The sequence below is a fragment of the Psychrobacter sp. 72-O-c genome (assembly GCF_904846605.1).
Classification (GTDB): Bacteria; Pseudomonadota; Gammaproteobacteria; order Pseudomonadales; family Moraxellaceae; genus Psychrobacter.
Window position 1 is genome coordinate 1 of the sequence record NZ_CAJHBI010000034.1, and the last position, 25,784, is coordinate 25,784.

Sequence of the window (25,784 nt, forward strand, 5' to 3'; positions counted from 1 at the left end):
AATATTAAAGTCTTGGGCAACGCGGCGTACCGTTTGCCCTGCTGCAATCTTGCTTAATACGAGTTGTCGAAAATCATTTGAGTAGGTCATTTAGGTATTGTAGTTCTTTTTTGGTTTATTGACTATAACCGCTAATGTTAATAGAATGAAATAACAAAAATTAAAAACCCCGCATCATAACGATGCGGGGTTTTTTGTGTGGCGAACGTTAGCAATTAAAGTCAGAGTTGGCTTTTACTTTACTTACCCTGATAAACCGGCTTACGCTTTTCCATAAAGGCCGTAATCCCTTCTTTGAAGTCGTCCGTTTTTGCCATCATCACTTGCTGCTCAACTTCTAGATCGAGCGCCTCACTCAGTCCAGAATAAGCATGAACATTAAGCATGTGCTTCATCGATGCCAGCGCTTTTGCGGGTAGCTGACTTAGACGAGTCGCTAAAGCATTAACACTTGCATCTATCTCATCCGCGCTAACCACTGTATTAACTAAGTTTAAGCGTGCCATATCTTCCACTTTGATTTTATCGCCGAGCATGACTAACTCTGTAGTCTTCGCTGCACCGATTAACTGATTAAGCAAATAAATACCGCCAGCATCGGGTATCAGACCGATATTGACAAAGGCTTGTACAAATTTTGCATTATCAGCGGCGATTCGAAAGTCACAAGTTAGCGCTAGGTTCATACCTGCGCCTGCGACCGCGCCTTCTAGTTTGGCAATAATAGGCTTGTGAATAGCCCGCAACTTTAAGCTAACTTCAGCAACTTCCCTCAACATAAAATCAAGCTTAGCCACTAGAGCCTCAGACTCCATGCCATTCTCAAGCATCTCACCAATATGACCGCCACTAGAGAAGTTATTACCGCCGCCTTGTAAGACGATGACTCGCACCTGATCATCTTTATCCGCTTTATCGAGTGCCTCCATAATAGCCCCCTTCAATGGAGTGCTAAAAGCATTAAGAGTCTTAGGGTCATTCATAGTGATAGTGGCAATATGCTGCTCGGTTTGGTACTCGACTAAAGGTTGCGACATGGTATTTCCTTTATCTATAGTTTCTATGCAATGGATGGTTCAACGTCCATTACTATAGCAGTTTGAGATTGTTATAAAAGTTGATTTTGTGCGCGCCTCAGACACGGCCAGAGCACAACGAAATGATGTCTTATTGCTTTGTCTCTATCAACCCGTCCACAATAAAACTTCCCATTCAAAAATAATACTATTAAACAAATGACTTGTACACTATGCTAAAAGGCCAATACGAGTTTCAGGGATATGCTCGTTGATGAGTATATGTCCACTTATATCAAATAAATCTGTCAGACAAGGACGTGGTTATGCCAAAAATTAAGATTAATAACGCCGATATCTACTATCAAGATAGCGCACCTGATGATCATAACAAGCCAGTGATGGTGTTTGCGCATGGTCTGTTATGGAGCTCGAAGATGTATGATAAGCAGGTCGCCCATTTTCAAGACCAGTATCGCTGTATCGCGTTTGATTTTCGCGGGCAAGGGCAGTCGCAGATTACCAAGTCTGGCTATGATATGGATACCTTAACTGAAGATACTCTCGAACTACTATCGACACTTAATATAGATAAGTGTCACTTTGTAGGGCTATCAATGGGGGGCTTTGTAGCGCAGCGTATAGCAATTAAACATCCTGAGTTATTGCTGTCACTGACACTGTTAGAGACATCATCTGACCCTGAAGATCCGAAACTTGCACCGCAATATCGTAAATTGATGACGGCCATTCGTTGGTTAGGAATGAAGCGAGTCAGCAACAAGGTGATGCCCATTATGTTTGGCAGTACTTTCTTAGGAGATAAATCGCGTAAAGCCGAAAATAAAGAATGGCTACTGATGCTACAAGGCAATCGTAAAGGCGGTGTGACTAAAGCGACAACGGGTGTGATTGAGCGTAAAGGGACTTATGAGCAGCTTGGCGATATCAGCACACCGACGCTGATTATAGTGGGTGATCAAGATGCAGCCACGCCTTATCCAAAATCTGAGCGAATGCACTTTGCCATTAAAGGCTCTAAGCTTGTAGTGATTAAAGGTGCCGGTCATACTTCGACTGTAGAGGAACCTGAGCAGGTTAATACAGCCATCAGTAACTTCTTAGAGTGCTGTGTTTAGTGCCCATGTTTAACTGAAAAAAGCCGTTATCGGGTTAATGATAGCGGCTTTTTTATTTTGAGTATTGATTGTGAGACTGCTTCTACTTTAAAGCAGCGGTTTATAGTCGCTATTGCCATCATTGATAGTGCCAAATACTTCTGATCGATTGACCACTTCATGTGCCCAAGCGCGATGAGTGGCTGGCTCTAGCATGGTATTATTATACTTAAATACCGCTTTGGCCTCGCTATGTAGTATGGCTTGTGCCTCATCAAGCATGCTCAATGGCACGCAGTAAGCCTGTTGCACCAAAGCAATTTGACTGGGGTGAATGACCGTTTTGCCTACCAATCCTAAGCTCACATCACGGGTCAGCTCTTTCATAAATAGCATCGGCTGATCTAAATACTCAAATACGGGCGCGGTCAAATAAAACCCATGTGGCACAAAGCAGCCCAGCAGCTGATAAATGAGTGTGCCAATCGGTGTATCATAAATAATACTGTCTTTTGGACGACGTAGACGCAATGCGGCAAATAAGTCGTTGCCACCGATACGTAGCGCAAATATAGGCTGGCTAAAGGCTTCTTTAAAAGCGATTGCCAGCTCTTGATTGTGATGCGGATTAAATAGGGCAGCAGTCTCTAAAGTTGGCATCAACAGCTGATCGGTACTTAAGTTCTGACAGGCCATGCGCCAGTTAGATAAACTATACATATCGACCTTGGGCATCACGAAGCCATCAAGCAAATCAATATGTTCAAAGTCTGCCAATTCTTGCAGCATCATCGGATTGCGCGGACGCACAAATACTAAGGGGCGCGTCGGTTGCTGGGTCTGAATGTCTGCTTGGTTTGAGGGCTCATTGATGCTATTGACATGTGACGCCCACATATTGAGCAGTGCCTGCAATCGTGTCAGCGCTAAATCCACATCACTATGACTAACGGCATCTTCTAAACAAATAATAATACTATCAATAGTCGGTAACTTGTCTCGCTTAATGACCTGCCAAATATCTTGCCGTGTCGCTGGCATATATAGGCTTGCCCCCAACTGATAGGGATGATGGGTGCATGGCTTGATCATCGCGTGGCGCTCAGTAATGAGATGCGCGTAAGACTGGGTATGATTGTAAAGGCTGGACGATTTATCTGGCATAGTCGACGTCATAAATAGTGGTGAATGAGAATACAGAGGAATAATAGTGTAACAAAGGTGCTGTTTTGTTCAAAAAATGCTTGGCTCTATTATTCGCAAGCGTTTATAGAAGCTTGTTTATTTTTATTAGACCGTATATACGTTAAACCCTATATACAGGACCAAAGCCTTTCTCGTATTGTTAAGACTAAGTATGGGTAGTCCGTTGCTTAATAAGCGTAACGGCTTGATAAGGTAATATTTTAGCACCTAATATTGTGATATCGATATGATATTCAGTACATAAATGGCGTAACAATGCGGTATCGGGATGATCAGAAGATGCTAGCAAGACGCGCTCAGGTTCTCGGCGTAATATCGCCCGTGTTGCCTCGGCGATGGTTGGCTTGATACGGTTGCGATTGGTAATTTGATAGCGCGCAGCCAGCGTATCAATGATGGTCTTGGTATCATAACGCGGCTGAGTAAAAGTCGGTAACTGCGACGGCGCCGTGGTCAGTTGCTGCCTAGCTGTATCGATATGATCGATAAACGCAAGGCTATGATCAACCTCTATTAAGTTATCATAAAACACACTGCGATGTAGACCCTCTTGCGGCGCGGTATATAAACTGCGCGAAATCAACCCTGATACCGTACTGTTTAACAAGCCTGACGGAATGAGCCAATCATCGCTACTAGCGGCAAGCCAAGCAACCCCAGCAGGATCGGCGAGTGTGAGCAGCGGAATCGCATCTGCTCCTTGATGAAAAATATTAGTAAAATTTGGATGAGTAGGCTTACTAAAGGTTTCAAGGCTATGCGCTAACTCTTGATAAATCGCCCCTTTACCTGTCCAACCATCGACAAATACGATTGGACTATTGGGATAAGCCTCTAATAAAATTTCTAATGCCAGTGGATCTAAACCACGGTCACGAATGATACTGATACCATAATGAACGCTTGGTAATGAATATAGGCTATCAGTATCTGCTAATGCACGCTGTAATAATACGCCAACGGGCAATCCTGCCCGCACTAAGCTAACCAATACTAGCGGGCCTTCACTATCAACAGTGTTATGAAAGTTCTGATGCAACGCATAGGCAAGATTGGCAATATCAGTGGCAGTACGTTGGGTGCCTTGTGCTAACGCTTGAGTGTATAGTTGCTCGTGCATTGCACTTGGTGCGTGTTCTAAGGTCAGCATATCTGAATAATGGCGTTGACCGCTCTGAATTAGCGCTTCCTTTTGCGTGACGGGCACATCAGCGACCGCCTCTTTATCGACGATATCTAATAGCACAGTGACATCGCTGGCAAGATAACTGCCCGAGCCATAGCTTGCTAAATGACGGTCTTTTAACTTAGTGCTTTCTAAATTATCGTTACGCACTTTTTCTGCTTTTGCATTAGACTTATTTGTTGTCATAGTAGAATGATTCGCGCTCATTATGATTGCCATGTCTATAGTTGAGAGTGAAGTTGCGCTTGTAGCTCTGAGTGCAATTGACCGTGATTGGGCATGCCATACCAATCTAGCAATTGTAGAAATGGTAAATCTGCCATACTATCGCCAAAGCCAAAACTAGGACGCTGGTTATCCAAATAATTTTCTAATAAAAACTGTACCGCGTGCTGTTTATGGATAGCATGGGGCAGTATTGCTAGATTATTAGCATTCACGTGTACATAAAAATGCTGATTAAAGTCTGGCATTAATGTCGGTAGCTGCTGGGCTAAATCTGCCAAGACTTGATGGTCTTTTTGTGCGTGTTTGATAGCAAAATAAATGGTTAATTCAGTATCGTTAAAGGTATCAGTATGCGGCGTGAATACCAAATCATTGTGACAACGGTCGCTTTGTGCACTATAGTTATTGATGTGCGCGACGAGCTGGGTAAGCGGGTCTTGTAGCGGAACCAGCTTATCATACATTTTTTGCTGCCAAACACTAAGCAGTTGACCATCGGGCATTAAGATTATTGCACCATGGGTTAGAACCTGCCAGCTACTAAAGGACAGTTTTACGCGCTTAATTTCGCTACGATCACGTGCAGTGACCGCAATCAGCTCGGTGCTGGCCAGTAACCAATTAAAGAATACCGATTGACGCTGACTCATCATGCTCAATGGCTCGTTACTCTTGTTCACCGTAGCACAAACCAGTTTATCTTGTTCAGTCGTAGGCAAGTCCCATGCCTCAATCTTACGTTGGGTCTGGAATAAAGTGTCGTCTAAATCCATTAGGGCATAGGGTTTGATGATATCAGGGCTAGGCTGGAAGAATGGGGTGGTCATAGAGCAATCCGTAGGCGATGTATTTTAATGGTATAAAGCAATTTAAAGCGTAGGACTCACGATCAATACATTATCTAAACCTTTCCACATCTCATCAACACTATCAGCGGATGTTTCCACGCACAGCACAATCAAATCCCAGTCATCAGGATTGACATTATAAATAAAATTAGTCATACCAAGCCCGTAATTATCGGTAAAGCTCAGCATCGTAGTAATCGCAGCACCTGTTGCTATTGGTGAACGCGTTAATGCGCTAAATTTGACGATAGATGCCTCTTCAGTATTCTGGCCTTGCGCTTGCCTTGTTGCTTGACTTTCTAACCATTCAGCCAACAAGAACGGCAACCAAACAAACTCATTACTGCCCAACACTAAGATTTTTTTTGGCAAGTTGGTACTAGCGAATGCCGCTTGCCCTTCAAAAGATGTAAATCTCTGTTGGAACTGCGCCAAATAATCAGCAAAGCCATCTGTGCTATCGAGGGTTGGGAAGCGTCCCCAATTGCCAGTATGACCTAATGGCTGGCTGCCCGCAGCGGTACTGTCGACCGATGGCATAGTAATGGGTTCAGGGTTGGGTGCATCCGTCCATTGCCATGCACCAGCTAACAGATGATGACGAGAAAAGTCGATATCTGGCAGGCGTTCAGCCAAGGTGTCGTCCATACCAGTTTGACCCAATGACCAATCTACTAATGTCGTCAAATGGACCTGTTCTAATTGTGTGAGTCCTGCATTACGTAAGGCACTGACCACATTCATGCAGGTATTGCCTGTTGAAGCTTCATCATCGACCATAATCAAGGTTTTACTCGCACGCAACTGTGCTTGGGTAACGTGATTGCTACTCTGATAGATCAAATGCTGGCTGGCGTGACTGTGGTCTTCGCTAAAGGTCGTCAGCAAAGTGTCCTTGCTACTGTCATCGTGCTGCGCGTGACGAGTAGAGTTAAGCAGTAACGCCTTGGGATAGCGCGTTTGTAGCGCTTGATGCACACCTGCCGATAGCCCAACTGCCGTCTCTGCCATACCGATGACCAAAATAGGCTCAGGCAATCCATCAGGTACTAGAGTAGCTAGATCGGTAAAGCTACGGCGCATAATACGGGGTGCGATCGGAATATGACGACCCAAAACCTTTGAGACAAACAAAAAAGCCCGTTTCGGATTGATGCGCTGAGCAAAACCCAGTAAGTCATCGAGTTGGTAAGGGCTATGTTTATTACCTGCGGCATTATTGATTTGGTAGGTCAGCTCAAGTGTGCCACGGGGTAAGGTGATGGTCGTGTTGTGTTGCTTATCAAGCATTCATATTCCTTAACGTACTTCTATTAAAGTAACTATTTTATAGTTCATGTTTTGTGCCTGCTCATGATTGAGGCTGGAGGTTACCATGCCTATGATTTCACCAGTTGGTAATAGTCGAGGACTACCGCTAGAACCGGGTTGAATGGGCGCAGTGCACTGCGCTTGAGCGATAACGGTATTGGCTCCCAAAACTAATGTAGTCTGTGCTGTCATCGTGCCGTCCGCCCTCTAATCAATCGCATGCCGTATGGTGATAGAAGTTCTTAAATATCTATTATATTTAGCACCATCGCTAATATAAGATTGTGTTTACTTATTCTAAAGGTTTTATAGAGAGTTTGGGTTGGTATTTTACTCAATAAATTCTTCCTCAATTTTTACACTCGTCACAATAGAGCGCACCTGACACGGGATAATCTGCTGAGTGATGTCTGCTAAGTTTGGTTTGTTTGTCAGGCCAAGCCAGTAGGCAAATCCTATTTGGGTTAAGTCCACGCCGCTGTGAGCGGTGTAGCCGATGCCACCTGAGGGGCGACTGTTAATCTCAAGGACGCGGTGCTTACCCTCATCATCCGCCTTGGTCTGCACACTGACGATACCATCGCAGCCAAAAGCTTTAATTAGTGGGATAACCACGTCCATAACCGACTCATCGTAGCCAATATGTTGAACTTTGCCAGTTTTATGGCGAGTGATAGCCGCCAGTACCTCGCCGTATTCACAGACCACATCGATGGAGTATTCTTGGCCTGAGAGAAAAGGCATCAGCAGCATTGGAATAGGACGCGCTTGTATCATATCGCTATTGGCATAGGCATTGATAAATTGTTCAATATTGATCTTTTTACTCTCAGTAAAATAAAGATGCTCAAAGCTGTCCCAATGCGAGCGCTTGCCGTCATTCATACCAGTATCCAAACGCCAGAACCCTTGCGCAAAAATACCAGTGACGGGCTTCACGCATAACGGCTGATGAGCGTGTTCGGCCAGTAAGGAGTTAAGCTCATCGGTATTATCAAAACGCCAGCTTTCCACTACTGGGATGTTATGCGCGTGACACTGCTGCATAAAGGCAAATTTATCATCAATCGTTGCCAGTGCCGATACGCTGGTTGCACCTGTTAATAAGCGTATACCAGCGGCGCTAAACGCCTTGCGTTGCGCTTCATAATCAGTGCCGTTACGTCCTGTAAGTAATACTTTGACGTTATTCTGCTTGGCATGGTCTAACACAAACTGCCAACGTGGTGCCGTTATTTCAGTTGCTGTTTGATCGTCGTTAGAGTCTATATTTTCAGAATCTGCATTGTCAAGATCTATGCTATCAGGGTCTGTGTCGCTAGAATTTATATTATCAGTCGGCTCACAGTAAACTTCATCAGCAAATTCAAAAATTTCTGGGCGGTTCTGCCGATGCGAGGCAATGACGGACAGCGGAGTGGCAGTTTTGGTTTTTAATGTTTGTAAGCTTGCTAGCATATCGCGCTGGCTTGACTGACCCTCAGCCAACCAAGCAGCTGGCGGCGCGGTATGATTGCTACTATTAACTATAGTATTACTACTGTTATTGTTAATACGGTTGTCCATAATATTCTCAGCGCTATCGTTGGCTTTATTCAGAGTTGAGTAATTCAAGATTGTGATTATGCTGTTGTAGTCATTGTAGAATCATTAACATTGTTGGCAATATACGCTATTGGCAAGCCACATTGCTGATAAGAGACATTTTGATAAAGCCGTATTGGTAAGTTGCGACCACACCGCAATACTATTTATTTTATACTATCTATAGTCGGTTCAAAGTAAAAGAGAGACACTTATAGCAACGTGCTAGTGGTATAAATTTTTCTGGCGTGCTGTTCGCCAGCGTGACAGAGGCTGCAAAACGTTTGTTAAAGTAGCATCCCAGTAGCACTGTACCGTTTCCAAATTGGATTAACTATCATTTACGCCACAGCCATTATATACAAATGTCACTACATATAAATACCTGCGTTATCAATACTCGTGACAAAACAACGCTTAGTAATATTTGTGACTGGTTATCTGTCGTATTATTTATGTCGTCCTGTGCTATCGATTGTAAGGTCTTGCTGCTATTTATGACTGTTTTCAAAGAGGGGTGCTGATTAAGCGTCCAGCCCCATTTATGCTACTATATAGCGATAACTAAAATAGTGATAATCTGTCAGAAGTCACTTAAACTGTGCACTTAAACGTATGCCAGCTTGATGCTGTTTTACGCGGCCTTTTTACATGGTAGTTTACACAACAAATTATAATTAATCTTAAGGACATATTATGAGTCAAACCTTGATTGCCGGTGCCAATGCGCCGCTACCCAATGATAATATTAGCATTCGTATTTTGAGTCAAAATTCTATTGACTGCGCTGCTTATCAGGTAACCACGGCGGGCAAAGTGCGTGGTGATGGCGATATGATTTTTTATGGTCAGACACGTAGTGATGATGGTAGCGTCAGCTTTCGCGGTCATGATAGCGATGGATTTTTTGATATCAATTTGCCTGTGCAGCCGGCAAATATTGATAAGATTGCCTTAGCCTTTTCTAGTGGACAGACTCTAGCACAAGTTGGTGATGTCGATATCCAAGTCTTACAAGGCAGCCAAGTATTGCTCACTTGTCAGCTGAATGCGACTGGTCGTCCTGAAAAAGCCATTATCCTAGCAGAATGTTACCGTCGGCAGGGCAGTTGGAAGTTCCGCTTTATTGCCCAAGGCTTTAACGGCGGGTTGAAGCCTTTATCCGAGCATTTCGGCGTTGAGATTGCCGATGATGTTCCAGCTCAAGCCCAATCGCCAGCTAACCCTTCTTCAACCAACAATGCTTCAACTAATAATCCGCCATCTTCTATCAATACGCAGAAGCCGATCAATACGCAAAGAGCAGGGAACTCAGGTCAGTCGAATCAAACCAGCACTCCACCACCGATTCCTGCTAATAATGCGCCTGCAAAACCGTCTATCAATCTGAGTAAAATCACTTTAACTAAGAACCAGTCCAGCATTAACCTAAGTAAGCGTGATGATTTCGGTAAAATATCTATTAACCTTAACTGGAACCAGCGTCCAAATACCGACAAGCAAGCACCCAAAAAAGGTCTATTAGGGGATTTGTTTAAGCAACATAAGGCTGGCGGAATTGACCTCGATGTTGGTGCGATGATTCATCTTAAAAATGGTGAAAAAACCCTTATTCAAGCGTTAGGTAATCGCTTTGGTAGCCTGCAGTCTGCGCCTTACGTTTGCTTACGTGCTGATGATAGAACTGGACAAACTACTGGCGGTGAGTGGCTTGATATCAATGGTCAGCAGTGGTCACAGATTGAGGAAGTGTTTATTTTTGCTTTCATCTATGAGGGCGCACCCAATTGGGGGCAAACGGACGGGGTAGTAACTATTCATGCGCCTGACCAGCCACCGATTGAGACTCGATTGACAGAAGGCGCGGGCAATCTGCCGATGTGCGCGATTGCGCGTTTGGTCAACCAGCAAGGTAGCATTAACGTTGAGCGCATCAACCAATACTTTAAAGGTCATCAAGAAATGGATAAAGCCTTTGATTGGGGCTTTAGCTGGAAACGTGGCCGTAAATAAAAATTTTAAGGTTAGGGCGTAAGATTAAAAAAATCAGCCCCTCCATTATAAAATAATAGAGGGGCTGATTGGTTTTTAACTGAGTAATTCTAAGTTACCCAAAATCTCAACTAACTAAGCATGCGGTGTGATAGCAGGCATCAAATCATGAAAAGTGCGACCAGAAGCGGTTTCGCCGATAGCGTGCATTTTCCACTCATCATTATGACGATAAACTTTTGCCATAATCATTGCCGTATGAGTACCTTGTGACGATAAGTTATAACGCGCCACTTCAGTGTTGTTATTGGCATTCACGATGCGGCAAAACGCATTTTCTACGGTTTCAAAGGTCTGACCAGTGAAGCTATTGACCGTAAATACCAGTGATACTACACTAGCAGGTACTTTTGAGAGATCAACATTGATCACTTCATCGTCGCCTTCACCGTCACCGGTACGGTTATCACCAGTATGGACAACACTGCCATCTTTTGACTTCAGCTGACTGAACCAAATGGCATCAACTGCTTGCTTGTTGCTATCGAACATAATGCACGACGCATCCAAGTCAATAGAATCGCCGCCGCTACCGCCACCAAATAACTTACCTAAGAAGCCGCCTTTTTTATCTTGTGGTGCTTGTGCAACATCCCAACCAAGACCTAACTTAACTTGGGTGAGCGTACCACCCGCTTCTTTGCTTAAGGATATTTTTTGTCCCTTTTGTAGACTGATTGCCATACGATAATCCTTTTATTATTTATTAATAGAGCGATGAATAAAAATTGATGTTTATAGAATTTACTACTATTACCATCTAAAAATATGGTCTATAAAATATTTCCTAAAAAGCCATTGCTACCGCCGCGGCCTCCTGAGTTTGAGCCTAGGATACTTTGTAACCAGCCTTGATAGCTTTCACGATTGCGCGAACAGATAATAACTTTACCAGTGCCAGAGAAGTTTAAGACCATGCCTTCGCCACTAGTAACGGAATTGATAATATTACCCATGAAGCCTTTTTTCTTACTGGTTGCGACCGATAGGTTATATTCGAGACGCGAGTCCCAGCAAACTACATGACCATTATCAATGATAACGTCTTTACCAGGAGTCACCTCAATCTCAAACAGTGAGCCAAAGCCTGATACGACCACTTGGCCATTACCTTGGGTTTGCATCACCATAAAGCCTCCAGTATCACCAAATACGGCACCGCCCAGATTACGCTGAATACTGGCTTTGATATTGACCCCAGTCTGCGCCGCAACAAAGGCACCATCACTTAAAGTATATTGCCGCGTGCCGACATCGATGATTTGCATATCGCCATCAAGTGTTGGCGCAAGTAAACAATCGCCTTCACCATTGACCGCTTCGATCTGTTGCTGAAACAGGGATTCATCATTGGCAAAACGCCGCATCAATGACTGTACCAATCCGCCTTGCAGCTTACCTTTGAGCTCAAGATTGGACTCTAGCATTACCATCGCGTTGGCTTCGCAATATATCGAATCGCCTTTTTTAAGGTTGCAATGTAAAAACGGTTCAATCGTGCCGATTAGACTAAATGTGGCGGCCATGGGATGCAAATCCTTGTCTTCGTTCTTGTAGATTCTTTAACAGAGACTTCTTTACAAACATATTTTAATTAATATTTTTTTAGATCTTAAATATAATTTTTCGGTATTTTATTAATTTTAAAGCCATCAAATGTGATTAAAAAGTCACACTTGATAGCTTATAAGGCACAACCAGTTGTCTGATTGATATCTTTATGTGTTAGATACTTTGGTTAAGTTTTAACTTAAACATTAACACCATAAGAACCTGCTAATGGACCTAGACCACCACTGAAGCCTTGGCCAACGGCACGGAATTTCCAGTCACTGTTATGGCGATATAACTCACCAAAAATCATAGCGGTTTCAGTGCTACCATCTTCTGATAGGTCATAACGAGCAATTTCAGCAGCGCCAGTGTCGTTTACGACACGGATATAAGCGTCGCCAACTTGACCGAAGTTTTGGTTGCGGCCTTGGCCTTCATAGATAATAGCACAGAGCGCTATTTTACTAACGTCAGCTGGAATGTTAGCTAGATTTACTTTAATCGCTTCATCATCGCCGTCGCCTTCGCCAGTACGGTTATCACCGGTGTGCTCGACCGCGCCGTTATCTGATTTTAGGTTATTAAAGAAGATAAAGTCTTGATCGTTACGGACTTTACCTGATTCATCAACCAAAAAGCCAATGGCATCTAAATCAAAATCTTTACCGTCAGTTGCGCGTGGATCCCAGCCTAGACCTACCGTAATATTGGTTAAGCCTGGTGCTTCTTTTGATAAGTTTACGTTGCCGCCTTTCGTTAAGCTAATAGCCATATCAGTGTCCTTTGGTTTAATTGTTGAGAGATGAATTGATTGATCCGTTCATAAAATATGAACTAAAAATAATACAGCACTGTGTCATATTAAGCTCGCTAGCACAACATATCGATGTTGCTACTGGCACGCTGTGTCCTGCATATCGTTACGTTTTACTATACTAAGCACATCGTCACTAAGCAAGGCGTATTTTGTGAGCTTACCTTATATGCTTACTAAGGCACATAATAACCCTGTATGTCTGATACTTCTTTAACACGTTTGACAACAGTAGATAAGGTATTGTTATTAAAAAATAAGTTGAGTCGTGTGTATAAACAGTAGGTGAGAAAGCGTGATGAAATATTGAATGGTTGGATGGCGGTATGAGATAAAAAAATACTAAAAATTCGCTTATAAAACAAAAACAGGTTATATCAAAAACCTTGATATAACCTGTAATAAATACGATGCTACTTTCAACCTAACGTCTTACACTTAATATTAAGTGAGGTGTTTAGCTGCTTCTTGTTTGGCTTCTTGTTTACGATGCTTAAGCGATGCGAGCAATGCCCACGCAATAAAGGTAATACCGATAAGACCAGTAATTAACTCAGGAACATGGAACTTCACCGACAATAACATAATGATAGAAAGTGCACCGATGGCATAATGCGCACCATGCTCTAAGTAAATGAACTCATCGAGCGTACCTTTGTCCACCAAAAATATGGTCATAGAACGTACGAACATCGCACCAATGGCCAGACCTAACATAATCACAATGACATCATTAGTAATGGCAAAAGCACCAATTACTCCATCAAAACTGAAAGAAGCGTCAAGGACTTCTAAGTATAAGAAGCCGATAATACCCCCTCTCATGATTGCGCTAGTTGCAGCACCAGTACTATTACCCTGATCATCTAGCTGTTCTTCAAGGTCGCCCTCGAGCATGCCAGATACCACTTGCACGCCTAAATAGACCAAAATACCCCAAACGCCAGCTATTAAGACAGCAGAGGCCTGTTCAGCTGTGGCCCATGTCACCGCAATCATCAAGACGATAAGCGCAATGAAGACGCTCATGGCATCGACTTTGCCAAGCTTGGCCAAACGGCTTTCAAGCCATTCAAACCAATGCACGTCTTTATCATCGAATACAAAGTTTAAGAATACCAATAGTAAGAAAATACCACCGAATGCTGAAATTTCAGCATGATGGGCCATTAATCTTGCTGAGTATTCTTTTGGATCGTTTAACGCCAAGTTGATAACTTCCATCATGCCCAAGTCAGCGGTAACCGCGACGATGACGATAGGGAAGACCAAGCGCATACCAAACACCGCGATTAAAATACCCACGGTTAAGAAAATCATTTTCCAGAATTCGTCCCAGCCTTTAAGTACTGAGGCGTTGACCACTGCGTTATCAAAAGATAACGAGATTTCCATGACGGCCAAAATAGCGGTAATCGATAGCGTGGCTATCAGCCCGCCCATACCACCGTGTGAATATCCCCACCACGCTGCCACCATTAAGGCAATAGCCGTGAAGATAAAGTCTAAATAAAAATGTCTCATGACATATCCTGTCTGGTTGCGTAAAGCTAAGGTCGACCTACTATAGAATCAAGCATAAAAAAGTGGCTATTGCTAACCACTTCTTAGGCATAAATTTAAATGAAACATAAAGCATTATTGGTCGTTTGGCTATAGCAAATTGTGACTATTTTGCAACTGTTTGTGCTTTACTTTTTAGACGTGCCATAAATATAAGTAGCCGTTTAAATGTCAACGCCATATTGCTGACACATAGCTTGCAGACCGCCCGAGTAGCCTTGGCCCACTGCGCGAAATTTCCATTCAGCGTTATGGCGATAGACTTCGCCGAATACCATGGCAGTCTCAACAGAATAGTCTTCTGCTAAGTCAAAACGTACCACTTCAGCGCCGGTTTCTTCATTTACAACACGGATAAAGGCGTTGTCAACTTGACCGAAGTTTTGGCTACGGGTAGTGGCATCATGAATAGTAACGGTTACGACGATTTTATCGACATCCGCAGGAACTTGAGTGAGGTTTACTTTAACCGCTTCATCGTCACCATCGCCTTCGCCAGTACGATTGTCACCAGTATGCTCAACGGCACCGTTATCAGATTTTAGCTGATTATAAAAAATAAAATCGTGGTCGCCGCGTACTTTACCGGCCGTGCTTAGTAAGAAAATACTGGCATCAAGATCAAATTCGGCACCTGAAGTCGCGCGCTCATCCCAGCCCAGACCGATAACTAGCTTAGTTAGGTTAGGATCCGTTTTAGTTAGCGATAAATTACCGCCTTTATTAAGAGATAAAGCCATGGGGTAGTCCTTGTTATTAGAGTGAGGTAAAGTTATTAGAATAAAATAAACCGTAATATTAAAACGATTGCTTAGTAACACCCTATCATAACAACAAAAAATGACCCAATCAAAGCTGATGAGGTCATTATGCTTTTTGATACAAATCTAAACTGTTTGCTCGGCTATTACGCAGCGTTAATAATGATTCCGTTCGATTGTGAGGAACGGAATCACAGTTAATATTATCTCTAGTATTGAGCACTCTGACTGTGACGAATCTCAAAACTTTGATGGATGGGTTTTTTGACATTAAAATCAAAGCCAATGGTTTGTGGAGTAATGTCAATAATGTCATAACGTTCAGTCAGCTGCTCATCAAGCTCAAAACGAGTAAAGTTGTTCGAAAAATACAGTACCCCGTCAGCCGTCAAGCGGTTCATAGCGCGATTGATTAACGCCGCATGGTCACGCTGAACATCAAAGGTACCTTGGAATTTTTTCGAGTTCGAAAAGGTCGGTGGATCAATAAAGACAATATCGTATTGCTCAGTATTGTCTTTAATCCATTCAAAGATATCAGCGGCCACAAATTCATACTTACGACGGCTGACATCAAGCCCATTGAGCACAAAGTTCTGTTTGCCCCAGTCTAGATAATTCTGCGATAAATCAACACTAGTCACATTTTTCGCACCTGCCAAAGCTGCATGCACACTGGCGGTACAAGTATAAGCAAATAAATTCAATACCGCTTTACCGCGGCTATTCGCTTTGATGCGGGCGCGCATATTACGGTGATCAATAAACAAACCGGTATCGAGATAGTCAGTAAAGTTGACGTAAAAATAAGCGCCATCTTCACGGGCGACGTAAAATTTACCCCGTTTTTCTGTTTGACCTTGCTTGCTATATTGATCGTTGCCAGACTGGCGTGCCCGAGTTTTGATAAAGATTTGTTCACGGTTAATACCGAAGACTTCGCGGATACCCATCAAAGCTAAGTTAAAGCGTTTTCTAGCGGTCTCAGGTGGAATAGTTTTGGGCGGCGCATATTCTTGCACATGCACATAGTCGCCATATAAATCGATAGCGACTTTAAAATCGGGCAAATCGGCGTTGTAAACCCGTAGATTACTGACATTTTCTTTAGCGGCTTGTTTTTTGAGGCGCGCCAGATTTTTTTGCAAGCGATTGATAAAATCTTGACCTTCCTCAGACTCAATCTCACGCTTTTCAAAGCGACTCATTAAATGTCCTACTTGCCCAGCAATCAAATGACCGTGGCGGAAATAAACGGTAATCGCACCATTATGACAACGCAAGGTTTTTGGGTCTTTGATCGGCAAGATATCGACTTGTTCAACATTGGCGGCAAGGATGCCCAGCATAGGGTCAATACCGCTACCGGCAAAGCTGTCTTGTAGAATAAGGCCTATCGCTTGATAAAGCGGTTTAATCATCTCTTCATCACCCAAACGCTCACCATAAGGTGGATTGGTGATGATTAGTGGGTTACTCAATCTACCGTCATTGACCATCGGACGTAGCGTGTTACTGAGTTGGTCGAGTGCTCGGGTTTCCAGATCTATAAGTGGTAGCAAGTCGTGCAGGCCGGCAGCAATCAAGTTCTTTTCCGTCGCGACAATCGCACCACTATCGGCATCAAAACCTAAGATAAGCGGTAGCGTGTCCGGTTGCTCACAGGCAATCGCTAAGCTCTCTCGAAAGCGTGTCTGTGCCTCATCAACCATCGCTAGCCATAACGTTTCATCATGATGTTGCCATTGATAGAAGCCAAATTGATTGGCTGCTTTATCAATGCCCACCGCATAATCACAATGCATTAGTAACGCTTCGATAATGAAGGTCCCTGAGCCGCACATTGGATCGACTAGAGCATTGTAGAAAGGTGCATTGCCTGCTTCATTTTTCTGGTGCCAACCGGCGCTATAGAGCAGGGCGGCCGCTAAGTTCTCTTTGAGTGGCGCATCGGTCATTGCTACGCGATACCCACGGCGGTGCAAGCTGGTACCGGATAAATCCAAATATAGCTCAGCTTGCTTGTCATTCACGGTCGCAAAAATAGCGAAATCTGGATTTTTACTGTCTACATTAGGACGACTGTCATGAACTTCATTAAAGGTATCGGCAATGGCATCTTTGATACGTAGCATGGCAAATTGCTGACTGACTGCCACGCGCTTATCAACAGACAGACGAATAGCAAAGGTCTGCTCTAAGCTGAATTGCTCAGTCCAATTGACCGATTTAGCCAAGCCATACAGCTGCTCTGCCACATCATACTCGGCATTGATGTTCTTACGTTTAATCAGCATTAGTACCCGCGAGGCCACCCGTGACCAAAGACAAATCGTGTATAAGTCACGCAGCGTTCCGGTGACGGTAAGACGGCCCGTACTTTTGATCTCGCTGGCAATACCGAAGCTGGTCAGCTCAGTCTGTAGCGGTGCCTCAAGCCCATCGGCACAGGTGATAATGAGGTCGAGCGACAATGCTAGTGAAGATGCGGGTAAGGTTTGTTCGGTCATACGGATACCTATGGGCTATTGTGTAAACTAAATGTATGTAAACTAAGCGTGCTAAATGGATTGCGCGAATAATGGAACGAGGTGTTCAACCGGTAATTTTACCATAATTTAAGAGCCTATTGTTGAGTGCACTTGCGCTTAAAGTGTGATAGTCAATTGCAGTGTATTCAGATAGGTTTTTAAAAACAATAGCAAAACAACTATAGGAAAAAGGTGATAAGCGTTGGCGGGTTAATGAGCTAATAATCGGTTTATAAGAGACTAAAGACCCAAAGTCACACTATAGCCGTGGCTTTGGGTCTTTAGTCAAGGAAATATTTGATGGATTGTCTGCGGTTACCAACTGAGTAGTAGTCGCAAACGGCTTAGTAGCAATAGGATAATCGACGTCTTTCGGCATCAGCAAGCGCATATGTGGGTAGGGGGTAGATATATTGGCGGCATCAAAGGCGCGTTTAATATCCTCCTGTAAGCCTTCTTTAATTTTGGGCATGCGAGCAACGGACGCTGGCTTGACCCAAAAGCGTACGATAAAGAAAATACCATATTCACCAATTTCCGCTACTGTCGCTGAAGATTCAGGGCGTCTCAATACGGTTTCACTATCAGTGAGTACCTGTAATATCACTTCTCGTGCGTTAGCGATATCATCTTCAAAGGCGATGCGCATGCGTATATCAAAGCGGATAAAGTTCTTGGAAGTTAAATTAGTGACCTCAGAGGAGGCGACAGTGGAGTTTGGAACAATAACCGTAATGTTGTCACGAGTTAAAATATGGGTAGTACGTAGCGAGATAACCACCACGCGCCCTTCATTATTGTTGATATTAATCCAATCACCAACCTCAAATGATTGCTCAAGTAAAATGGTGATACCAGCAATAAAGTTAGCAAGCGTTGATTGCGCGGCAAAGCCCACTGCCAAACCGACAATACCCAAACCTGCAATTAAGGAGACAATATCGAAGCCAAATTGCGCCATGACACTGGCAATACCAAGCGTCCAAATTAGTACTGATAGGATGTTCTTTAAGAGCTGCTCGATAGAGGCGTTAAGACCGTAATGCTGAAGTATCTTATGGATGATATGGCCGGATGATGTCCACAGCACATAATAGATGCCTGCCCAAATACTGGCTTTCGCAGTCGCTTTGACGGTACTGGGCTCAAAGTTAATCTGACTCATTATTGCAATCAAACTAGCAACAACCCACACATAACGCAATATAGAACGGGCAATTTTGGCGCGGCGATCATTAAGGTGAAAACGTGCTTTATTGTGTTCGATAATATAAGTGGTCAGCCAATAAAAAAATCCCAACACCGCAAGCAGTATGAGGATTTTAATACCGGTGCTAACGAGCTCTACAGTATAGGATGACCAATCAATAGACTCTTCTTCTACTGAGCCACCAATCGCAAGGTAAAGACTGGTATGTAGATCACGAATAATCTCTTGGAAAAAATCAGTAATACCAGCGATTGCCATTATCTCATCCATGGGGGTTTTAGTATTAATACTGCTTTAAGCTTTAAAAGTGTAACTGAGCCATCGCCTAAAAGCTATGTTCCTGTGTTGACTGAGGTTGATGAGGAATAGTCATCTTATCTTGGACCTCACGTAGCGCGGTACGCAGTCCTTCAAGAATGGTCGGATGATAAAAAGGCATTTCTAGCACAGATTCGATGCACAATTCGTTAGTAATCGCCAGCGCCAAGATATGAGCAATATACTCGGCATCCGGTCCTACCATACTGGCGCCTAGAACTTTATTGGTCTCTTTGCAACCATAAACATGCAACAGTCCGCAGTTAACCCCCATAATGCGGCTACGGCCTTGATTGTCAAAGCTGACTTTGCCAGTGACCTGTTGGCGCTCTGATTGTTCAATCTCTGGCATTGACATGCCGATAGTGGCAATTTGCGGCTCACAAAAGACAATAGACAATGGAATAGAAGGCGGGCGTATATAGGCAGCGGTGTTATCAGTGCAAATGTCACTACCTGCGCTAAAGCCTTCATCGCTAGCGACGTGAAGTAGGGGGATATGAGCATTGGCATCACCAACAATATAAACATCCAAGTCGCCAATCTGACCAGTGTTTATATCTAAGTCTTTCGGGCGATTTTTATCGTCCAGCTCAACGCCTAGATTTTCGATACCCAGCTGTGCAATATTATTGCGGCGTCCGGTCGCCACAATGACGTAATCGCCTTGCCACTGTTGCGCTTTGCCATCGCTGTCTTTATATTTAATAAAGGCTGTTAGGGGTCCGTCATCAGTTTGTGTATCGGCTATATGAGTACCAACATCTTCAACTTCGCTGTTTAGCTGCATAGTCAGCTCATGACCCAAACACTCGATCGCTTTTTTGTTAATATCGTCATCTTGTAGACCGCCGACCCGATTGGCGCGGTTGAATAAAGTCACTGCCACGCCTAGACGAGTAAATGCTTGTGCGAGCTCTAAGCCAACCGCCCCTGCACCAATCACCGCCATTGATGCCGGCAAATCTGTCAGTTCAAAAACAATATCGGAGGTTAGTAGGGTATTACCTAGTTTGTCCGCCCAGCCCTCTGGAATGAATGGCAAACTGCCCGTTGCCACAATGATTTTATCGGCTTTAATCAGCTCATCATTGACTTCAATCAGACCTTGCTCATTAATATGGGCGCGTCCTGATATTTTTTTATCCTCAGGCCAGCTCTCGACTTGCTGTTCGAGGAAACTGGCAAAGCGGTTGCGCTCTGACTGAACGCGAGCCATTACTTGTTTGCCGTCTATTCTTACATCGGCATGGATACCAAACTGGTTAGAGTTCTTGGCCTCATGAGCACGAGCGGCAGCAGCAATCAGTAGCTTACTTGGCATACAGCCGACAGTCGCGCAAGTGGTGGTCCAAAAGCCATCATTAATAATGACAAGATCTTCAGTGGTTTTACTGGCTTGGGTAAAGGCGTTTTGTCCTGCCGTGCCTGCCCCAATGATGGCGACAGAGACTTTACGAGTAACCTTATTGGACGTGCTATCAGATTGTTCAGTCATATTATTCCCAACTATTGAGTTATTAGTATTTGATATTTTAATAAGCAGTAATTTTGACAACAGGATCTGATAATAAAGTATCACTACAAATTACGCAGCAGGATAAGCGTAGCAAGCTGTTGCAAAAATGTGTAACCCTAACCGTACTTAAAGTCGATAACTGACCTTACAATGCTAGATTAAAGCAACGCCACAGTGAGTTATCACGGAGCTAGTATTGCTAAGAGGTACTAAAGGTTACTCAGAGACTATTAAGGATTACTAAGGGGCCAATGTGGTCAACAGGCGCTCGGCATAATCTTTTGCACGCAGGTTACGCTGCGCATGGGTAAGCACACCATTTTTATCAAATACAAATGCGGAGCGTACCAGTCCAATAGTCGTCTTACCGTACATATTTTTTTCTTTAATCACTTCAAAATACTGGCATAGTTTTTCATCGCCATCACTGATAAGTGGAATTTGTAAATCGTGTTTAGCAATGAACTTTTCATGCAATTCAACGCTGTCACGTGATACCCCAATAATATCGTAACCTAAGTCGTCAAAGGCATTGATACTGGCGGTAAAGTCGATAGCTTGGGTGGTGCAGCCGGGAGTATTGTCTTTTGGATAAAAATATAGAATCAATCCTTTATTCGTATTCTGAACCAGCTCTTTTAGGCTAATGTCATCATGGATGAAATTGCCATCTAACTCACGTACTATCGTGACTGGAAAATCGGGTAATGCAAGCACTTCAGTAGTGGGTTTGGCCATGATAAATTCCTTGTTGTGTTTATATTTATGTTTCTCTTATTCGTTAGTCGTGGCTGCTAATAACCAGTAGATTCTAAGTCTTACACTTTACCCCGGTATTGGCAACTACCGGCAACAAAAAAAGACTGACGATTGTCAGTCTTTCTTATTGTATCTTGTTTGTCGGACTGCTTTACTAATCGATTTAAGCGGGCTTTTGTGGCTGTTTGAGATCCAGCCCCACAGTACATTGCTGCAAGTCTTTCTGCATCTTTTTCACGTATGGTAGCGAAGAAGGATCTTTTTTGTCTTGCGCGTAGCTTTCGATTTCCCACATTTGACCGATGGTCATTTTGCTGCGGACACCAATGGTACAGCTACATAGCTTGGTGGCTGTATTTTGGTCAGCGACTTTATACTTTACGGCGCCACTGACACAAGTGTTAATGTTGTTTTGTTTAATGTCGATAGCGTTTGCTTGCGGCATGGCGATAAAACCAATTAGCGCTAAGGGTAGTATTTGTAATAACTTCATAAATATCCTCTTACGGGCAGTGTCAATAAAATAAAAAATTAAAACAATGATAAAAATTGATAAATAAAAAACGATGTCATGTCATTAAGTATTTTTTGTCTAATGATATGTATTTCTCGATTAATATTAAATAGTATCAGTCCAGTAAGACCAAAATAACCGCACCTACCATAACAAGTATACCTGCTAAAGAAAACCGCGCGCGTGCTGTGATGATGCAAGTGAATGTTACGCTTATATTTATTTATTTCATGCTAATTAGGCGCTAAGCAGTATTTAACATCATCAATTCTAAATAATATGTGACTATGTACACCGTGATATATCGTGGCTGGAAAATCTTACTTACTTATTGCAGCCTCTCTTCAGAGGCAGGATAAGTTTCTTTCAGCGATTAGTAATAGATGCAAGGTGTCATATTCTTACAAAGTTAGTGCTAAGTTTTAGAAAGTTGACAATAAGCTTTATAAAATCAATATTGAGGCTGATAATGAGTCGGATCAGCGATACCTACTTGCTTAAAGCCTTGACGGCGTAGCGCGCAGCTGTCACACATACCGCACGCACGACCTTGACTGTCGGCTTGGTAGCAAGAGATGGTTTGTCCATAATCAACCCCAAGTGTTAAACCAAGCTCAATGGTTTGCGCCTTTGATAACTGTTGTAATGGGGTTTGAATACTTAAATGATGACCGGTGACGCCAGCTTTGGTGGCTAGATTGGCCATGTGTTCAAAGGCTGCGATATATTCAGGACGGCAGTCGGGGTAGCCGGAGTAATCGACTGAGCTGACCCCAATGACGATATGATTGGCATCTGCTACTTCAGCGACCGCGAGGGCATAAGATAAAAATATGGTATTACGCGCTGGCACATAAGTATTCGGGATGGCATCGTTATCGATCTCGTCACGTTTTTTGTTAGGGAACTTATCGGCATCACCGTCAGGTACGATCATGCTATGGTCTGTCAATGAGGAGCCGCCCAGTTGAGCGATATCAATATCAATAATACGGTGGGTAACGCCTGCGGTCTCCGCAATGGTTTTTGCGGCAACAAGCTCGCTATTATGACGCTGACCATAGTCAAAGCTAACCGCAGTCACAGCAGCATAACGCGCCTTTGCCCAATACAGGCAAGTGACAGAGTCGAGCCCACCAGATAGCAGCACGACAGCGTTTTGGTTTTTCTCAAAATCAGTAGAGGTAGAGTTAGTTACTTGGTTAGACGAGGTAGACTGCAGCGTATCTTCGATCATGGGGGTCATAGTAGGGTCTGTTATCAATTGGCTTAAAAGGTCTATTTTAGCAAAATTACCGCTATTACAAAACCATCAAAGCTATTAACGCTATCAAAAAATACGATACAGACTAGGTTGTCAGTATTTCAGTTATATCTAAGTAGGGTATTTGCACACTACAGCATTTAATTTGATAATTTAATGCCATTTTTCAATATGTTAGCAAGTTTTGTTATAATGCCGCGACTTGTAGTCCTATCTTTGGCGCTGCTGTACGCTTAACTGCACAGCACTAACCGCCTTATAGCAAAATCACTATTGTAAAAAAGATGAGTAATTTATGACCGCAGCCACCTTGTTTACGCCAAAAATTGCGCCACGGCCTGATATACCGTCTGCTGAATCTGACCTGCATACCCAATCTTTAGAGGCTAACTCTTTGGAAGCTAATTTTTTCAATAATGATTCTTTAGAGACTGAAAAGTATAGTATTGAAGAGGGTAGTGATGAAGGTAGTGATGAAGACAGCACTGAGCAGAACGCTGGCGAACCGTCTGCTAACGAGCAAAAAGTTACTAAGTCAGCTCGATTCCTCAAATTACAGAAAAAGATACGCAGACAAGTCTCATGGGCAATTCGTGATTTCAACATGATCGAGGATGGTGACGTGGTGATGGTCTGTGTCTCAGGCGGTAAAGACAGTTATACCTTGCTTGATATTTTGCTATTATTAAAGCGTATTGCCCCGATTCATTTCGACATAGTGGCGGTTAATCTGGATCAAAAACAGCCTGATTATCCGGAAGACGTATTGCCTGAATACTTAAATAAACAAGGGATTGCGCATTACATTTTAGAAAAAGACACTTATAGTATTGTCAAAAGTGTGGTGCCAGAAGGTAAGACTTATTGCTCTGTATGTTCGCGTTTGCGTCGTGGCTCGCTATATAGCTTTGCCCAACAGATTGGTGCAACCAAAATCGCTTTGGGCCACCATCGTGATGATATCTTAGCCACTTTCTTCTTGAACCTTTTTCACGGTGGCGCGCTCAAAGCCATGCCGCCAAAGCTACTGAGCGATGACCAACAGAATATATTAATTCGTCCTTTAGCTTACGTTGAAGAAAAAAACATCATTGAGTATGCGCGCTTAAAGGAATTCCCGATTATCCCATGTAATTTATGCGGTAGCCAAACCAATTTACAACGCGGCATCATTAATGACATGTTACGAGATTGGGATGACGCTCATCCGCAACGTTTGGCCTCTATTTTCAAGGCCATGCAAAATGTCGCACCGTCGCAATTGGCCGATCGTGAGCTATTTGATTTTGAAAATCTAAGTTTGAATCGTGATGCAAATGGTAAGGAGCGGTTATTTGAAGGAGGTAATATTCAGGCAGGGCAGACTGACAGTTTAGCTGAAATTGGTTTACCGGTTGCTCCAAAACCCAAGACATCTAATCCAAAATTTGCTAATAGTAGTCATCAGTCTATAGACGCGGTAAATAAAGCACCTGTCAATAATAGTACCTCTAGCCCCTCGCAAAAACAGAAGATCCCGACAATCAATCCAGTTATCTGACTGGCTCATAAAAGCAACTGACTTACCGTTTGACTAACCAAAAAAAACCAGCTCGTTGATAGCTGGTTTTTTTATTGATGAGGATTATTCACTCAATTTCTAAAACGTGCTTGTTGATGGCTATAGATTTTTAGCAAAAACAGGCAGAGGATCGAAGCTCACCTTTGAGCGCGGTAATTTTGCCACATCCTGCATGCGCCAATCATCTTTACCTTCATTGCTGACCTGTAAGTAATATTTAGCTTTAACACCTTCTAAGCTCACTTGCGCGCTGTACTTATTACCGCTTTGGTATTGCAGCACCACATCACGATCTTTTTTGATATCGGTCGCGTGTGAGATAGATAAATCGAGGGTATCAGGATAGGTCAGGGGCGTACCGTTAAGTAGCTTACCCGTTTGCAAACTTTGCTCAGGATAATTCAAATAAAAAGTAATATCGCCATTATCTGAAAACTGTAAATCACCATGCAAGTCTAAATCATAAGTTAGCTTATCGCGCGATACATCGTGGTATAAGGTTTTGCCGTCCATATACCAGTCATCACGAACCACGCTATCGCGAATTTGGTAAGAGTAATATACAAACCAAATGCAGGCAATAACCACGAAAGCCGGCATACCAATCACGAAGATAATTACCATGTAGTTCTTATACCACGGCTGACTGTCTTGATGTTTAAAGTTCGGTGATGGAGTAGGAGTAGACATAAAATACCTATTAGTGAAGTCTCTATTGAACGTATCAACTGATAAAGCTGACTCTTAAATGTAGCCACTTTAATGACAATCAGCAATCGCAGTCAGTATAGCTTGATTTTTCAGGTACTGCATCTGCTAAGTGCCTGATAAATTTAAATGTTTAATATTTATAAATATTCCATAAAC

General features: G+C 43.1%; 22 protein-coding genes. 3 read left to right on the forward strand and 19 right to left on the reverse strand.

The window, feature by feature from the left end; all coding sequences use genetic code 11:
- Positions 1 to 239: 239 nt before the first annotated feature.
- Positions 240 to 1,037 carry an enoyl-CoA hydratase/isomerase family protein gene (locus JMX97_RS11325; protein ID WP_201558198.1) on the reverse strand — a complete coding sequence of 266 codons (798 nt, stop codon included), beginning with the start codon at positions 1,035 to 1,037 and terminating at the stop codon, positions 240 to 242.
- A 305-nt stretch (positions 1,038 to 1,342) separates the two neighbouring features.
- Between JMX97_RS11325 and JMX97_RS11330 the strand changes: the two genes are divergently transcribed.
- Positions 1,343 to 2,155 carry an alpha/beta fold hydrolase gene (locus JMX97_RS11330; protein ID WP_201558200.1) on the forward strand — a complete coding sequence of 271 codons (813 nt, stop codon included), beginning with the start codon at positions 1,343 to 1,345 and terminating at the stop codon, positions 2,153 to 2,155.
- A gap of 87 nt (positions 2,156 to 2,242) precedes the next feature.
- Here JMX97_RS11330 and JMX97_RS11335 read toward each other — a convergent pair whose 3' ends face one another.
- The 6 genes from JMX97_RS11335 to JMX97_RS11360 form a co-directional block, all read right to left on the reverse strand.
- Positions 2,243 to 3,298: an HpcH/HpaI aldolase/citrate lyase family protein gene (locus JMX97_RS11335; RefSeq protein WP_201558202.1), complete on the reverse strand. Its 1,056-nt coding sequence runs from the start codon at positions 3,296 to 3,298 to the stop codon at positions 2,243 to 2,245.
- 187 nt (positions 3,299 to 3,485) lie between these two features.
- Positions 3,486 to 4,733 (reverse strand): cysteine protease StiP domain-containing protein, encoded by a 1,248-nt coding sequence (locus JMX97_RS11340; protein WP_227671577.1) that lies wholly within the window; start codon positions 4,731 to 4,733, stop codon positions 3,486 to 3,488.
- Between the two features lie 14 nt (positions 4,734 to 4,747).
- Positions 4,748 to 5,581 carry an HAD hydrolase family protein gene (locus tag JMX97_RS11345; protein ID WP_201558204.1) on the reverse strand — a complete coding sequence of 278 codons (834 nt, stop codon included), beginning with the start codon at positions 5,579 to 5,581 and terminating at the stop codon, positions 4,748 to 4,750.
- A gap of 42 nt (positions 5,582 to 5,623) precedes the next feature.
- Complete coding sequence (locus tag JMX97_RS11350) at positions 5,624 to 6,892, reverse strand: phosphoribosyltransferase domain-containing protein (RefSeq protein WP_201558206.1); 1,269 nt, start codon at positions 6,890 to 6,892, stop codon at positions 5,624 to 5,626.
- 9 nt (positions 6,893 to 6,901) lie between these two features.
- Entirely contained in the window at positions 6,902 to 7,105 is a 204-nt protein-coding gene (locus tag JMX97_RS11355) for a hypothetical protein (protein WP_201558208.1), read from the reverse strand.
- Between the two features lie 138 nt (positions 7,106 to 7,243).
- Complete coding sequence (locus JMX97_RS11360) at positions 7,244 to 8,479, reverse strand: ATP-grasp domain-containing protein (RefSeq protein WP_201558249.1); 1,236 nt, start codon at positions 8,477 to 8,479, stop codon at positions 7,244 to 7,246.
- Positions 8,480 to 9,193: 714 nt separating this feature from the next.
- Between JMX97_RS11360 and JMX97_RS11365 the strand changes: the two genes are divergently transcribed.
- On the forward strand, positions 9,194 to 10,510 hold the full coding sequence (locus JMX97_RS11365) for a TerD family protein (protein WP_201558210.1): 1,317 nt from the start codon (positions 9,194 to 9,196) through the stop codon (positions 10,508 to 10,510).
- A 114-nt stretch (positions 10,511 to 10,624) separates the two neighbouring features.
- On the opposite strand, the gene JMX97_RS11370 is transcribed toward JMX97_RS11365, so the two are convergent.
- From JMX97_RS11370 to queC, 11 genes are all read right to left on the reverse strand, one after another.
- Positions 10,625 to 11,233, reverse strand: a complete 609-nt coding sequence (locus JMX97_RS11370) for a TerD family protein (RefSeq protein ID WP_201558217.1) — start codon at positions 11,231 to 11,233, stop codon at positions 10,625 to 10,627.
- 89 nt (positions 11,234 to 11,322) lie between these two features.
- Positions 11,323 to 12,075 (reverse strand): TIGR00266 family protein, encoded by a 753-nt coding sequence (locus JMX97_RS11375; RefSeq protein ID WP_201558218.1) that lies wholly within the window; start codon positions 12,073 to 12,075, stop codon positions 11,323 to 11,325.
- A gap of 224 nt (positions 12,076 to 12,299) precedes the next feature.
- Positions 12,300 to 12,875, reverse strand: a complete 576-nt coding sequence (locus JMX97_RS11380; protein WP_201558219.1) for a TerD family protein — start codon at positions 12,873 to 12,875, stop codon at positions 12,300 to 12,302.
- 486 nt (positions 12,876 to 13,361) lie between these two features.
- The gene (locus JMX97_RS11385) at positions 13,362 to 14,441 is read right to left on the reverse strand and encodes a DUF475 domain-containing protein (protein WP_201558220.1); all 1,080 of its coding nucleotides are present in this window, start codon (positions 14,439 to 14,441) and stop codon (positions 13,362 to 13,364) included.
- A gap of 203 nt (positions 14,442 to 14,644) precedes the next feature.
- The gene (locus JMX97_RS11390; RefSeq protein WP_201558221.1) at positions 14,645 to 15,220 is read right to left on the reverse strand and encodes a TerD family protein; all 576 of its coding nucleotides are present in this window, start codon (positions 15,218 to 15,220) and stop codon (positions 14,645 to 14,647) included.
- Between the two features lie 230 nt (positions 15,221 to 15,450).
- Positions 15,451 to 17,751: a bifunctional 23S rRNA (guanine(2069)-N(7))-methyltransferase RlmK/23S rRNA (guanine(2445)-N(2))-methyltransferase RlmL gene (gene rlmKL, locus JMX97_RS11395; RefSeq protein WP_201558224.1), complete on the reverse strand. Its 2,301-nt coding sequence runs from the start codon at positions 17,749 to 17,751 to the stop codon at positions 15,451 to 15,453.
- Between the two features lie 280 nt (positions 17,752 to 18,031).
- The gene (locus JMX97_RS11400; protein ID WP_227671576.1) at positions 18,032 to 19,240 is read right to left on the reverse strand and encodes a mechanosensitive ion channel family protein; all 1,209 of its coding nucleotides are present in this window, start codon (positions 19,238 to 19,240) and stop codon (positions 18,032 to 18,034) included.
- Between the two features lie 67 nt (positions 19,241 to 19,307).
- A complete protein-coding gene (locus JMX97_RS11405; protein WP_201558226.1) occupies positions 19,308 to 20,798 on the reverse strand; it encodes a dihydrolipoyl dehydrogenase in 1,491 nt (496 codons plus the stop codon).
- A 261-nt stretch (positions 20,799 to 21,059) separates the two neighbouring features.
- Positions 21,060 to 21,557, reverse strand: coding sequence for a peroxiredoxin (locus tag JMX97_RS11410; protein ID WP_201558227.1), 498 nt, complete (start codon positions 21,555 to 21,557; stop codon positions 21,060 to 21,062).
- A 184-nt stretch (positions 21,558 to 21,741) separates the two neighbouring features.
- Positions 21,742 to 22,071 (reverse strand): hypothetical protein, encoded by a 330-nt coding sequence (locus JMX97_RS11415; protein ID WP_201558228.1) that lies wholly within the window; start codon positions 22,069 to 22,071, stop codon positions 21,742 to 21,744.
- Between the two features lie 472 nt (positions 22,072 to 22,543).
- Entirely contained in the window at positions 22,544 to 23,338 is a 795-nt protein-coding gene (gene queC, locus JMX97_RS11420) for a 7-cyano-7-deazaguanine synthase QueC (protein ID WP_413786409.1), read from the reverse strand.
- Between the two features lie 313 nt (positions 23,339 to 23,651).
- Between queC and ttcA the strand changes: the two genes are divergently transcribed.
- A complete protein-coding gene (ttcA, locus tag JMX97_RS11425; protein ID WP_201558230.1) occupies positions 23,652 to 24,896 on the forward strand; it encodes a tRNA 2-thiocytidine(32) synthetase TtcA in 1,245 nt (414 codons plus the stop codon).
- Positions 24,897 to 25,016: 120 nt separating this feature from the next.
- Here ttcA and JMX97_RS11430 read toward each other — a convergent pair whose 3' ends face one another.
- Complete coding sequence (locus JMX97_RS11430; RefSeq protein WP_201558232.1) at positions 25,017 to 25,607, reverse strand: FixH family protein; 591 nt, start codon at positions 25,605 to 25,607, stop codon at positions 25,017 to 25,019.
- Positions 25,608 to 25,784: the final 177 nt, after the last annotated feature.